The sequence below is a fragment of the Salinimonas lutimaris genome (assembly GCF_005222225.1).
Lineage (GTDB): Bacteria > Pseudomonadota > Gammaproteobacteria > Enterobacterales > Alteromonadaceae > Alteromonas > Alteromonas lutimaris.
Map to the genome: position 1 here is coordinate 1,359,323 of NZ_CP036536.1, position 13,665 is coordinate 1,372,987.

The 13,665-nt window shown below is 51.6% G+C and carries 15 protein-coding genes; all 15 read left to right on the top strand.

Translation table 11 applies throughout. The features are described from left to right. Positions 1–60 precede the first annotated feature (60 nt). The 15 genes from trmJ (at position 61) to EZV72_RS05770 (ending at position 13,665) form a co-directional block, all read left to right on the top strand. Positions 61–780, top strand: a complete 720-nt coding sequence (gene trmJ / locus EZV72_RS05700; RefSeq protein WP_137166336.1) for a tRNA (cytosine(32)/uridine(32)-2'-O)-methyltransferase TrmJ — start codon at positions 61–63, stop codon at positions 778–780. A gap of 7 nt (positions 781–787) precedes the next feature. Then, positions 788–1,615, top strand: coding sequence for a serine O-acetyltransferase (gene cysE, locus EZV72_RS05705; RefSeq protein ID WP_137166337.1), 828 nt, complete (start codon positions 788–790; stop codon positions 1,613–1,615). A gap of 102 nt (positions 1,616–1,717) precedes the next feature. Next, complete coding sequence (gene iscR, locus EZV72_RS05710) at positions 1,718–2,197, top strand: Fe-S cluster assembly transcriptional regulator IscR (protein ID WP_137166338.1); 480 nt, start codon at positions 1,718–1,720, stop codon at positions 2,195–2,197. After that, the gene (locus tag EZV72_RS05715) at positions 2,197–3,387 is read left to right on the top strand and encodes an IscS subfamily cysteine desulfurase (RefSeq protein ID WP_137166339.1); all 1,191 of its coding nucleotides are present in this window, start codon (positions 2,197–2,199) and stop codon (positions 3,385–3,387) included. Before iscR ends, EZV72_RS05715 begins: the two co-directional genes overlap by 1 nt. Positions 3,388–3,643: 256 nt before the next feature. Next, entirely contained in the window at positions 3,644–5,080 is a 1,437-nt protein-coding gene (gene sufB, locus EZV72_RS05720; protein ID WP_137166340.1) for a Fe-S cluster assembly protein SufB, read from the top strand. A gap of 2 nt (positions 5,081–5,082) precedes the next feature. Beyond that, positions 5,083–5,844, top strand: a complete 762-nt coding sequence (gene sufC, locus EZV72_RS05725) for a Fe-S cluster assembly ATPase SufC (RefSeq protein ID WP_137166341.1) — start codon at positions 5,083–5,085, stop codon at positions 5,842–5,844. Continuing rightward, entirely contained in the window at positions 5,841–7,100 is a 1,260-nt protein-coding gene (gene sufD, locus EZV72_RS05730; protein ID WP_137166342.1) for a Fe-S cluster assembly protein SufD, read from the top strand. Before sufC ends, sufD begins: the two co-directional genes overlap by 4 nt. Next, entirely contained in the window at positions 7,097–8,314 is a 1,218-nt protein-coding gene (locus tag EZV72_RS05735; protein ID WP_137166343.1) for an aminotransferase class V-fold PLP-dependent enzyme, read from the top strand. The genes sufD and EZV72_RS05735 overlap by 4 nt, the downstream gene beginning before the upstream one ends. A 12-nt stretch (positions 8,315–8,326) precedes the next feature. Next, a complete protein-coding gene (locus EZV72_RS05740) occupies positions 8,327–8,683 on the top strand; it encodes a HesB/IscA family protein (protein ID WP_137166344.1) in 357 nt (118 codons plus the stop codon). A gap of 6 nt (positions 8,684–8,689) precedes the next feature. Beyond that, a complete protein-coding gene (gene sufT / locus EZV72_RS05745) occupies positions 8,690–9,226 on the top strand; it encodes a putative Fe-S cluster assembly protein SufT (protein ID WP_137166345.1) in 537 nt (178 codons plus the stop codon). A 32-nt stretch (positions 9,227–9,258) separates the two neighbouring features. After that, entirely contained in the window at positions 9,259–9,672 is a 414-nt protein-coding gene (locus tag EZV72_RS05750) for a SufE family protein (RefSeq protein ID WP_137166346.1), read from the top strand. Between the two features lie 176 nt (positions 9,673–9,848). Next, positions 9,849–10,280 (top strand): nucleoside-diphosphate kinase, encoded by a 432-nt coding sequence (gene ndk / locus EZV72_RS05755; RefSeq protein ID WP_137166347.1) that lies wholly within the window; start codon positions 9,849–9,851, stop codon positions 10,278–10,280. A 218-nt stretch (positions 10,281–10,498) separates the two neighbouring features. Further along, positions 10,499–11,617 carry a bifunctional tRNA (adenosine(37)-C2)-methyltransferase TrmG/ribosomal RNA large subunit methyltransferase RlmN gene (locus EZV72_RS05760; protein WP_137166348.1) on the top strand — a complete coding sequence of 373 codons (1,119 nt, stop codon included), beginning with the start codon at positions 10,499–10,501 and terminating at the stop codon, positions 11,615–11,617. Positions 11,618–11,643: 26 nt separating this feature from the next. Beyond that, positions 11,644–12,687 (top strand): type IV pilus biogenesis/stability protein PilW, encoded by a 1,044-nt coding sequence (pilW, locus tag EZV72_RS05765; protein ID WP_137166349.1) that lies wholly within the window; start codon positions 11,644–11,646, stop codon positions 12,685–12,687. A gap of 15 nt (positions 12,688–12,702) precedes the next feature. Continuing rightward, entirely contained in the window at positions 12,703–13,665 is a 963-nt protein-coding gene (locus EZV72_RS05770) for a RodZ domain-containing protein (protein WP_137166350.1), read from the top strand.

A 13,665-nucleotide genomic window follows, 5' to 3' on the forward strand; every position in this document is an offset into this window, starting at 1 on the left:
ATAGCCATCTAGAGCTCTACTGTGCTACTATGGCGCCAAATTGTTCGACGATAGAAACACATGCTGGAAAATATTCGCGTTGTCCTGGTTAACACATCTCACACCGGGAATATCGGCTCTGCAGCAAGAGCTATGAAAACGATGGGGCTGAGCCAGTTGTATCTGGTTGATCCGGTACAGGCACCAGACGGTAAGTCCAGTGCGATGGCGGCCGGTGCCGGCGACGTACTGGGAAATGCCGTAACCGTGGCCAGCCTGGAAGAAGCCGTATCTGATTGTGGTCTGGTAGTAGGAACATCAGCCCGTTCCCGTACCCACTCCTGGCCCATGCTGGAACCGCGTGAGTGCGGTGAGAAAATGATCAGCGAAGTGCCCAAGTATCCGGTTGCGCTGGTCTTTGGCCGTGAAAATAATGGCCTGACAAACGAAGAACTGCAGCAGTGCCATTATCATGTCTGCATTCCGGCCAATCCTGAATACAGTTCACTGAACCTGGCGATGGCGGTGCAAACATTAAGCTACGAAGTCAGAATGGCGTGGCTTAATCAGGAGCGCATTGCTGAAACAGAAGCCGAGTATCCGCTTAACGATGAACTGGAACGATTCTACGATCATCTGGAGTCCACGCTTCAGGGCACCAATTTTATTGTGAAGAATCACCCCGGCCAGGTCATGACTAAGCTACGCCGGTTATTCAACCGGGCGCGTCCTGAATCTGCTGAGCTGAATATCCTGCGCGGTATTCTGTCTTCTATCGATAAGGCTGCAGGTAAAAAGTAGGGCAGGCATGTTTGAACGAATAAAAGACGACATAAACGGCGTATTTCACCGGGACCCGGCAGCCCGCAACACTTTTGAGGTGCTGACCAATTATCCGGGCTTACATGCTATCTGGATTCACCGCCTCAGCCACCGTTTGTGGAAAGCCGATTTTAAATGGCTGGCCCGCTCTTTATCTACGTTCAGCCGCTGGCTTACCGGCATTGAAATTCACCCGGGGGCAACCCTGGGGCGGCGCTTTTTTATTGACCATGGCATGGGTGTGGTTATTGGCGAGACCGCCGAAATTGGGGACGATGTTACCCTGTACCATGGCGTGACCCTGGGCGGTACGTCCTGGCAGGCAGGAAAACGCCATCCGACATTGGCGAACAATGTGGTTATCGGGGCCGGCGCTAAAGTACTGGGTCCGATTACCATCGGCGAGGGCGCCAAGGTTGGCTCTAATTCTGTGGTGGTGAAAAGCGCACCGCCCGGTGCAACCGTGGTCGGTATTCCCGGTCGTATTGTTACCTCGACCATCACCCGCCAGGAAGCGGAAGAGAAAAACGACAAACGCCATAGCATTGCCCAAAAATACGGGTTTGACGCCTACGCGATTTCACCCGACAACCCTGATCCGGTTGCCAACGCCATGGGCATCATGCTGGAGCATATGCACCAGATGGACCATAAAGTGGAAGAGTTATGCGGGGTTATTCGTTCGCTGGGCGGGGATGTTTGCACTGATAACATTAACTCCCTGAGCAAAGAGGATTTTGCCAGCACCGGTATTGATCCGGTGGTACAGGAGCACAGCGACCCTCAGCAAGAGGCGTTTGATCCAAAAATCTGATTACGCCAATCGTTAATACCTGAGTAAAGTATAGGGTTAAATAGTTGACCATTTTACTCAGGCATGGAACAATTCTGCCCACAACAAAGGGTAGGGGGACCTATGAAATTAACGTCAAAAGGCCGCTATGCGGTAACCGCAATGCTGGATGTGGCCTTACATTCCACCCGTGGTCCGGTACCTCTGGCAGAGATCTCCGAACGACAGGAAATTTCACTTTCCTATCTTGAACAGCTTTTTTCCCGCTTACGTAAACAACAACTGGTTGACAGTGTACGTGGTCCGGGCGGTGGATACCTGCTGGGCCGTGCGGCGGCTGATATCGCCATTGGCGAAGTCATTCGGGCGGTGGATGAGTCTGTCGATGCTACCCGGTGCGCCGGACAGTCTGATTGTCAGGGCGGCGAACGTTGTCTGACCCACAGCTTATGGCAGGACTTAAGCGAACGCATTAATGTGTTTTTAAACGGCATCACCCTGGGCGAGTTAATGGCCCAGCGGGATGTGCAGGAAGTGGCGCAGCGCCAGGATAAAAACACGCTGGGCAAGGCCCAGGACATCAAAGTGAGCATACAGCTGTAATGAGTGATTTAAAGTTACCTGTTTATCTTGATTATGCAGCCACCACGCCGGTCGACCCGGCGGTGGCAGAGCAAATGATGCAGTGCCTGACGATGGACGGCACATTCGGCAATCCTGCCTCGCGGACCTATCGGTATGGCTGGATGGCGGAAGAAGCGGTCGATATTGCCCGTAATCAGGTGGCTGACCTGCTGCACTGCGATCCGCGTGAAATTGTCTTTACCTCCGGAGCGACAGAGTCAAATAACCTGGCGCTTAAAGGCGCAGCTCAGAGCTATCAGGATAATGGCCGTCACATTATCACTGTGGAAACCGAGCACAAAGCGGTGCTGGATACCTGCCAGTGGCTCGAAACACAAGGGTTTGATGTGACTTATCTGCCGGTAGACGAGCATGGCATGATAAGCCTTGAACAGCTTATTGAGGCCCGCCGGGATGACACTATCCTGGTTTCTGTGATGCACGTTAACAATGAAATTGGCGTGATTCAGGATATCGCCGGCATTGGCCAGTGGTGTCGTGAAAACAATATCATTTTTCATGTAGACGGCGCACAGAGTGTGGGCAAACTGCCGGTTAATTTAAGCGAGTTGCCGGTAGATTTGTATTCGGTGTCGGCGCACAAATTTTATGGCCCGAAAGGCATTGGCGCGCTGTTTGTCAGACGCCGTCCGCGGGTGCGCATTGCTGAGCAAATCCATGGCGGCGGCCATGAACGGGGCATGCGCTCCGGTACTCTGGCAACCCATCAGATTGTTGGTCTGGGCGCTGCCTGTGAAGTGGCCGGACAGAAAATGACAGAAGAATCGCAGCGAATTCGTGCGTTGCGCGACCGTCTCTGGCAGGGCCTGAATGTGTTGGGCAACACCAAGTTAAACGGGCATCCTGAACAACGGGTTGCCGGTAACCTGAACATGAGCTTTGTCGGAGTTGATGGCGAAAGCCTGATGATGGCGCTCAACGATGTGGCGGTGTCTTCCGGCTCTGCCTGTACATCAGCCAGTCTGGAGCCATCTTACGTATTGCGCGCAATTGGCAATGATGCTGAAACTGCTCATAGCGGCATTCGTTTCAGTGTCGGGCGTTTTACCACCGAAGCTGAAATTGACCATACCATTAAAAAAGTGCAAGACGTGGTGACCCGTATGCTGGAAGCCAGACGCGGCAGCAGCGCCGGCGCCACCGCGTAAGTCCCCGTTTTGCGTTGAATAATGCAGGGCTTTCGGGCATGATCCGCGGCACTTTTTTCACGACTTAAACGGCACGGACTGCTGTTAAGCGGGCGTGCAGCCCGTCTGAATTCTTGAGTGAAATACTCAGGTATTATACAATTGAGCACAAATTAAGTAGCAGAACAGCAGGGTAACTGCGCAGATGTGGGGCAAGACCGTCATGGCCTCATTATCGGGTGTTCTGCCATGACAGGCAAACGAGTGAGATCCAAACATGAGTGAACAGATCGAACAGGCGCTATCGAGAAAATACGATGCCGGTTTCTATTCTGAAATCGAGTCTGAAACCTTCGAAAATGGCCTGGACGAGTCGGTGATTCGCCGCATCTCTGCCATGAAAAACGAACCTGAGTGGATGCTGGAATGGCGTTTAAAAGCCTACCGCACCTGGTTAGAAATGGTAGAACCAGAGTGGGCCCATGTCGACTACCCAAAAATTGATTTTCAGGCAATTTCTTATTACTCCGCGCCCAAAAGCATGAAGGATAAACCAAAGTCATTAGACGAGGTAGACCCTGAATTGCTGCGTACTTACGAAAAGCTGGGCATTCCGCTGCACGAACAGGAAATGCTGGCCGGCGTGGCGGTAGATGCAGTTTTTGACTCGGTCTCTGTTGTGACTACCTTCCGCGAAAAGCTGGAAGAAGCGGGCGTAATTTTCTGTCCGATTTCAGAAGCCGTGCACAAATATCCGGACCTGGTGAAAAAGTATATTGGCTCGGTGGTTCCGCGCAGCGATAACTATTATGCCGCGCTAAATAGTGCAGTCTTTACCGATGGCTCGTTTGTTTACATTCCTAAAGGCGTTCGCTGCCCGATGGAACTGTCGACCTATTTTCGGATCAACGAACAAAATACCGGTCAGTTTGAACGTACCCTGATTGTGGCCGACGAAGGCGCTTATGTCAGCTATCTGGAAGGGTGTACTGCGCCTCAGCGGGACGAAAACCAGCTGCATGCTGCGGTAGTTGAACTGGTGGCGATGGATGATGCGCAAATCAAGTATTCCACCGTGCAAAACTGGTATCCGGGTGATGAAAATGGTAAGGGCGGTATTTATAACTTCGTGACCAAGCGGGGTATTGCTCATACCAATGCGAAAATCTCCTGGACACAGGTTGAAACCGGTTCTGCGGTGACCTGGAAATATCCTAGCTGTATTTTGAAAGGCGATAACAGCGTGGGTGAGTTTTATTCAGTAGCGCTGACTCGCGGTCGTCAGCAGGCTGACACCGGCACGAAAATGATTCACCTGGGCAAAAACACCCGGTCAACCATCATTTCCAAAGGCATTTCAGCCGGCAGAAGTAACAACGCCTATCGGGGGCTGGTCCAGATGGGCCCTAAAGCCGATGGTGCGCGTAACTTTACCGAGTGCGATTCACTGCTGATTGGTGATCAGTGTGGTGCCCATACATTCCCGTATATCGAAAGCCGCAATCCCACAGCGATTGTTGAGCATGAGGCAACCACCTCAAAAGTGAGCGATGACCAGTTATTTTTGTGTCAGCAGCGCGGCATGGATCCGGAAAAAGCGGTATCCATGATTGTTAACGGCTTCTGTAAAGAAGTATTTAAAGAATTACCGATGGAGTTTGCGGTGGAAGCCGGCAAACTGCTCGAAATCAGTCTTGAAGGTTCAGTGGGGTAATAATGCTTAAGATTAAAAATTTACATGCTAGCGTAGAAGATAAGGCCATCATTAAAGGTCTTGATCTGGAAATTAATCCGGGTGAAGTGCACGCTATCATGGGCCCTAACGGTGCCGGCAAATCTACCCTGGGTTATGTGCTGTCTGGCCGTGATGGCTATGAAGTGTCGGAAGGTCAGGTTGAGCTGGAAGGCAACGACTTGCTGGATATGGAAGTAGAAGAGCGCGCCCAGGCGGGTCTGTTCCTGGCGTTCCAGTATCCGGTTGAGATTCCTGGCGTAAGCAACATGGAATTCATGAAAGAGTCAGTTAACGCCATTCGTGAACAACAGGGCGAAGAGCTGCTGACCGCTGCTGATTTTCTGAAAAAAGCCAAAGCAGCCTGCAAACAGGTTCAGTTACCACTGGATTTCCTGAAGCGTGGCGTTAACGAAGGCTTTTCTGGCGGCGAGAAAAAGCGTAACGAAATTATGCAGATGATCCTGCTTGAGCCAAAACTGGCGATTCTGGATGAATCTGACTCAGGTCTGGACGTTGATGCCCTGCAGGTGGTTGCCGATGGTGTAAACAGCCAGCGTGACGGCAAGCGCAGCTTTATCGTGGTTACCCATTATCAGCGTCTGTTGGACTACATCAAACCTGACTTTGTACATATTCTGGCTGATGGCAAAATCGTGAAAAGCGGTGATGCGTCACTGGCAATGGAAGTGGAAAAATCAGGTTATTCTTTCCTGGGTAAAAAATACGAGGAGGCAGAAGCATGAGTCAATGGCTAACTGAGGTCATTGAGAGCGCGTCTGCAACATCGGATTTTCTGGCTCCGGTGCGTAAAAAGGCGCTGAGCTCTCTGGAGCAGGCTGGCTGGCCCGGTCGTCGTAACGAAGCATGGCGTTTTACACCACTGACATCGGTGGAAAAGCGCACGGTTAAGGCAGCCGCCGAGGTGCCAGCGCAAGACGCGCCGGCCATTGATGGCCTGAGTGCTTATGAACTGATTTTTGTCGATGGTCAGCTGACCAGCGACACCGCACAATTAGACTTGCCAGCGGGCGTAACCGTTGCGGCATTTGATAAACTGGATGCGACTCAGCAGGATGCGGTGAGCAGCCTGTACGGTCAGGTTAAACCACAGCGTCACGTATTTGGTCTGGTGAATGACGTGGCCTCAGCGCAGGGTATCTTTATTGATATCGCGCCGGGCATAAAGCTGGATAAAGTGATTCGTGTGACCAACCTGGTAACGCAGGATGTGGATGCACACACCCGTGTGGTTGCCCGTATTGGCGAAGGCGCCTCTGCGCGTATTTTTGAACATGCCGAAGGCCAGGCCAGCAGTATGTCTACGGCATTTGCCGAATACGCGATTGGCGACAACGCGCATCTGGAGCATTATCGTTTTGCTATGATGACCGGCGCGGCGAAGCAGGTTGGTGGTTCTCACTTCAAACTGGGCAATGCGTCTACCCTGAATAGCACGGTAGTAGGTTATGGCAGTGAATTGTCTCGTCTGGATGTGGATATTATTCATGCCGGTGAGTATGCCGATGCCAAAATGAATGCTGTTTATCTGCTGGCCGAAGGCGAGCTGTTTGACCTGCATTCAAACATTGAGCACACCATGCCCAACGGGACGACCGAAGAAAATGCCCGGGGCATAGTGGGAGACCGCGCTCGCGCGGTGTTCAATGGCCGTATTCATATTCATCGTGATGCTCAGAAAACACTGGCAGAGCTGAATAACCGTAACCTGTTGCTGTCTCGTCGCGGCCTGATCAATACCAAGCCTGAGCTTGAGATTTATGCTGACGATGTTAAATGCGCCCACGGTGCCACAGTGGCAGAGATTGATGATGAAGCCTTGTTCTATCTGCTGACCCGCGGTATCCCGCGTAGCAAAGCACTGGTGATGCTGAACTTCGGCTTTATTCAGGAACTGGTTAATCAGATCCCTGAAACCAGTATTCGTGACTGGTTACTGCCAAAACTCAGCGAGCGCTTTGCTACCATGGAGGTCAAATGAGCCTCGACATTGCGGCCCTGCGCCAGCAATTTCCCATTTTACAGCGTCAGGTAGACGGCAAACCGCTGGTTTACCTGGACAATGCCGCGACGACACAAAAGCCGCAGGCGGTGCTGGACGCCATCATGGAGTTCTACACCACCTGTAATGCTAATGTGCATCGTGGTGCGCATAAGCTGTCTGATGAAGCGACCAGACTCTACGAAGATGCCCGTTCAACGGTGGCCTTGTTTGTGAATGCCAACAGCCGGGAAGAAGTTATCTGGACCAGCGGAACCACCGAGGCGATCAATCTGGTGGCCAATGGGTTAGGGCAGCTGCTTAACCCTGGTGATGAGGTAGTGGTGACCGAAATGGAACATCATGCCAACCTGGTTACCTGGCAGCAGGCCTGCAAACGAGGTGGTGCGACCCTCAAAGTGGCGCCAATCAAAGAGTCTGGCGAGCTGGATTTTGAAGCTTACTGTACTCTGTTGAATAAGAACACCCGGTTTGTGGCGTTTCCGCATGTTTCCAATGCGCTGGGCACGGTGAACCCGATTGCCCAAATGACTGGCAAAGCCAAAGCCGTTGATGCACTGGTGCTGGTTGACGGTGCGCAGGGCATTGCCCATGGCGATGTGGATGTGCAGGCTATTGGCTGTGATTTTTATGCCTTTTCCGGCCACAAGGTATTTGCGCCTACCGGCGTGGGTGCGCTGTGGGGCAAAGCCTCGGTTCTGGCCGACTGGCCGGTTTGGCTGGTTGGCGGAGAGATGATAAGCGATGTGACTTATCAGGATGCCAGCTGGGGCGCGCTGCCCAATCGTCTGGAAGCCGGTACGCCTAATATTGCTGGTGCGATTGGTCTGGCGGCGGCATTAAACTGGTTTTCCGGGCTTGATAAAGTGGCGGTACAGACCCATGAAAAAGCGTTGTTAGCCAGTGCTCATGAACAGGCGGCGGCCTTTGAGGGCTTGCGTGTGATTGGCACCGCACCGGATAAAATCGGTGTGATGAGCTTTTTGCTGGAGGGCGCACACCCAGCTGATGTGGGCTTTATTCTGGATCGGCAGGGTGTGGCAATTCGCACCGGCGATAACTGCGCGCAACCTCTGATGAAACGGCTGGGCATCCCAGGTACAGCCCGGGCGTCGTTTTCTATTTACAACACCCTGGATGAAGTAGATGCCTTATTTGCTGCGCTGAAAAAAGCGCAGATGATGCTGGCATAACAGGAGAAACTGATGAGTGTTGAAACTTTTGTTCCCAGTAAAACAGTGGTCACGCTGACTGACACAGCGATCACTCACTTTACCAAAAAGCTGGCCAGTGCTGATAAGAGCTGGATTCGCCTGTCGACCAAGGTAAGCGGATGTACCGGTTATGCTTATTTGCTGGATTTTGCTGATGCACCGCAAGAGGGTGATGAAACGCTGGTAGCCGGGGATAGCGTTAATGTGGCGGTATCTAAAGATGCGGCCGATTTGGTGCGCGGCACCGAAATTGACTATGTGACCGAGGGCGTGAACGGCATTATTAAATACAACAACCCGAACGTCGTTGACGAGTGCGGTTGTGGTGAAAGCTTTAATATAGGTTAAGGGTTAATGCCAGCACAAAAGATGGTGGTCACCGAGCGTGACTGTACAGTACGTCTGGTGCCTGCCGGTGATGTGAAAACACTCCCGGCGGGTGAATTTGTCACCATTACCCAGGAACTGGGCGGTAATTTTACGATTACCTGGCGTGGCAATATGTTTCGCATTGACGGCACCGACGCCGATGCTATTGGCCGCAAGCCTCAGGTCATTGATTTTACAGCGCCTGAAGATGGCAGTATCAGTGAAGATCAGGTATGGGAAGCGCTGGAAACGATCTATGATCCGGAGATTCCGATTAACCTGGTGTCGCTGGGGCTGATTTATAAAGTCGCCATTGATGCTGACACCGCTGAGGTTAACATTGATATGACCCTGACTGCGCCTGGCTGCGGTATGGGGCCTGTATTGGTAGGGGATGTTGAATACCGGGTAGGTATGGTTCCTAATGTGAAGAAGGTCAATGTTGAACTGGTGTTCGACCCGGCCTGGTCCCGTGAAATGATGAGTGAAGAAGCGCAGCTGGAAGCTGGTCTGTTTTTCTAGCCTTGTGACAAATAGAGTGTAAAAAGAAGATTATGGATTTACCAAGTAGTCAGGACATCATCGACGATCTGGAATTCTTTGATGACTGGGAGCAGCGCTATCAGTACATTATTGATTTGGGCAAAGCGATTCCGGGTTTAACCGAAGAACAAAAGCTGCCTGAGCGGCTGGTTAAAGGTTGCCAGAGCTCAGTGTGGATGATGTCACGGGTTGAAAACGACCGCATTCAGTTTGATGTAGACAGTGATGCGGTGATTGTACAGGGCTTATTGGCACTGGTACTGGCCGCTTACAACAATAAAACGCCAAAAGAAATTCTGGCGTTTGATATTGATGGCTACTTCACTGAACTGGATTTAGAACGTCACATCAGCCCGACCCGGGGCAACGGGTTACGGGCCATTGTTGGTCAGATCCAGACACTGGCCCGCCATCAGGCTCATTAAGCGGTTAACTGCTATGCTGTCATTCATGTGTCATTAACTCTGTGGTAGCGTAGCGAACTGATTTACGGATATTGACAACTATTTCTGCGCTGGTGCGTATCAGCACTGGTCAAGCCGTTAAGAATTGCCTATAATTCGCGGCCAAAATTTTTAAGACATTATCGGAGAAAAGAAAAATGGCTCTAGAGCGTACTTTTTCGATCGTTAAGCCTGACGCGGTAGCAAAAAATGTTATCGGCGCAATCTACAACCGCTTTGAAACTGCAGGCCTGCGCATTGTAGCGTCTAAAATGGTTCACCTGAGCAAAGAACAGGCAGAAGGTTTTTATGCTGAGCATAAAGAGCGTCCTTTCTTTGGCGCCCTGGTAGACTTCATGACGTCTGGCCCGGTAATGGTTCAGGTTTTGGAAGGTGAAAACGCGATTGCGAAAAACCGTGAAATCATGGGTGCAACTAACCCGGCAGACGCAGCAGCGGGTACTCTGCGTTCTGACTATGCAGCGTCTATCGACGAAAACGCAGTACACGGTTCTGATGCGCCAGAATCTGCTGCTCGCGAAATCGCTTACTTCTTCTCTGAAGAGGAAATCTGCCCACGCACTCGTTAATTAAACGTTGCTAAGCAGACTAAAAAAGGAGAGCAGATGCTCTCCTTTTTTGTCGCTGCGGTTTTTTACCGCAGCGGTGTTATGCGCTTTTACCCGCCTGTGTGGTGTGGTAAAATTCGCGACCAATTTTTGAACGATCGTCCCGATGGTCTTGCTATCGCATGTACCGGCGCTCGTGATGCACAGAATTTTTTATTTAAGGTAAGGTCCGTCGTCTTATGGCTAAAACTAACTTGTTAAATCTCAACCGCGAAGGTTTGCGCGCGTTCTTCAAGGAGATTGACGAAAAACCATTTCGTGCCGATCAGGTCATGAAGTGGATTTATCACCATGGCGTTAGTGACTTTGCTGAAATGTCTAACATCAATAAGAACCTGCGCGCTAAGCTGGAAGAACACTGTGAAGTGAAAGCGCCTGAGATCGCGTATTTTCAGGAAGCCAGCGACGGCACCATTAAGTTTGTACTGGCGCTGGAAGGCGGTCAGGAAGTGGAAAGCGTGTGGATTCCGGAAACTGACCGGGCTACGCTGTGCGTGTCTTCTCAGGTTGGCTGTGCGCTGGAATGTACATTCTGTTCAACGGCGCAGCAGGGCTTTAATCGTAATTTGACGTGCAGTGAGATTATTGGTCAGGTATGGCGGGTAGCCACGTTCCTGGGCTTGTCGAACGACAGCGGCAAACGACCGGTGACCAACGTGGTCATGATGGGCATGGGCGAGCCCCTGCTGAACCTTAAGCATGTGGTCCCGGCTATGGAAATCATGCTGGATGATTATGGTTTTGGTCTGTCTAAACGCCGGGTTACTTTAAGCACATCTGGTGTTGTTCCTGCGCTGGACAAGCTGGGTGATATGATTGATGTTGCGCTGGCGATTTCACTGCATGCGCCAAACGATGAACTGCGTAACGAAATTGTGCCCATCAACAAAAAGTACAATATCGAAGAATTCCTGGCCGGTGTACGCCGCTATCTGGGTAAATCAAAGGCGAATCAGGGCCGGGTGACGATAGAGTACGTGATGCTTTCGCACATCAACGATAGCACTGAGCAGGCGCATGAGCTGGCCAAGGTGCTTAAAGATACGCCAAGCAAAATTAACCTGATCCCGTTTAACCCGTATCCGGGCTCACCGTATACCTGTTCGTCTAACTCCCGGATGGATCGCTTTGCCAAGGTACTGATGGAATATGGCTTTACCGTGGTGGTACGTAAAACCCGTGGTGACGATATTGACGCCGCCTGTGGCCAGCTGGTCGGGGATGTGGCCGATCGGACTAAGCGGATGCTGAAAAAACAGCTGAAAGGCGAGCAAATATCGGTAAAAATAGCGCAGTAATCTGAACTATAGGGAGGTAGCAGTGGATGCGTAGGATACTTATCGCATGTGTGTTGGTGCTCAGTGGCTGTGTCAGCCAGTCACAGCCGGGCTTGCTCAGCGACGACTTTGATACTGAGCAGGCCGCGAAAACCCGGGTCTCGCTGGGGCTGACTTACCTAAAAAATGGTAAGTATTCCCAGGCCAAGGAAAACCTCGACACTGCTATTGACTTTGCTCCGCGCCTGGCCGATGCCCATTATGCTATGGCGTACTATTATCAGCAGGTGGAAGAAGATGCCCGCGCCCGCGAGTATTACACCAGTGCGCTGGACCTGGCCCCTGACGATGCTGATATCGCCAACAGTTATGGGGCGTACCTGTGCGAGCAGGGCGATTTTGCGACAGCATTTAATTATTTTGATCAGGCCGTCTCAAACCAGCGTTATGCCAATACCGTACTGACCTATGAAAATATGGGGCTGTGTGCTCAGAAACAGGGTAATCATCAACAGGCTATCGATTATTTTCGTAGCGCCCTGAACCATCAGCCTTCGCGAACCCGCACCATGCTGTTGCTGACCGAGGAATATATCGCCACCGGCAACTGGGATGAAGCGCAGAAGCGGCTGGACCGTTATCGCCGGATGGGGCGGGTAACCCCTGAGTCTATCTGGCTGGCTGTACGTATTGCCGATGGGAAGAAAGATCTGGAAGGCCGGCAGCAGTACGGTGAAATGCTAAAGACGCTGTATCCTGACAGTGCTCAGGCCAAAGCCTACGAAAAACAGTTCGGTACGCTGCCTGATATTACCCGTACCACAAAAGAATCAGTATCAGGCACCACTCATTCATTAACAGCGATGCTGGCAGAATCTAATCGCTCACAAAGCGTGCAGGGCAATGAAAAACGACGTCAAACGACTGAAAATAGTCGCGTTCACATTGTTCGCAAGCATGAGAACCTGTACCGTATCTCGGTTAAATACAACATTAAATTGAGCAGCCTTGAAGCCTGGAATCCGCATCTGGATACCTCTTCGTTAGAAGTGGATGACCAGCTTTGGCTTGTTCCTCCTGAGCAAAGATAATTACTAGGTAGTTGAATGAAACCAGAAGACCTAACGGACACATCAGCGGCACAACAATTCGATCAGGATGCATCCTATCAGGAGTCGCTGTCTGGCCCTGGTGCCCTGTTAAAACGCGCCCGCGAACAACAGGGCCTGACCCAGAATGATGTGGCCAGTAAGATTTATGTTAAGCCTGCCACCGTTGAAGCCCTGGAACAGGATAAAATCGACGGGACAATGTCGGTCACTTTCACCAAAGGTTATGTGCGCAATTACGCCAAACTGCTGGGGCTTGATCATGTTATGATTATCGAGGAGTTTGACCGTATTCATTCAACTCCTAAGTCATCTGCCCAGCTGCAGAGCTTTTCTCAAAGAGTGGCCAAACAGGCTCATGATGATCGCTGGATGATGGTCACCTGGGTTATCCTGTTTTTGATCATTGCCGGTGTGGTTGCCTGGTGGTATCAGCAGGACGACAGCGCCGCTGACGATGAGGACACCGTGATTGTTCAGCAAGCCAGTGAACGGGGGGCTGCTCAGGATACTCAGGATGTGGCCGAAGATGCCATGCGCATTGCCCGCAATGCGGCCTCCGGCGCCGCGCAGAAAGCCGCTGAAACCGTGAGTAACGTAACCGGTAACGATACTGCGCAAAATAATGATGCAACAACGACCAGTGTTCAGACTGACAGCGCGGTGACAGAGGCGCCGTCAGAGGCCAGTGAGCAAAGCCAGTCAGGCTCTTCGCCGGTGGCCATGGCCTTCACTTTTGGGGAAGATTGCTGGGTTAGTATTACTGATTCCACGGGTGAACAGCTTGCCCATGGTACAAAACGTGCGGGCCGCACCATGCAGGTGACAGGCCAGCCACCGATTAAAGTGACGCTGGGCGCGCCGGATCAGGTTGCCGTGACCTATGCAGGGCAAACGGTTGATATTTCAAAATATCAGAATGGCCGTACCGCGCGCTTTACCTTACCGATGCAGGAATAA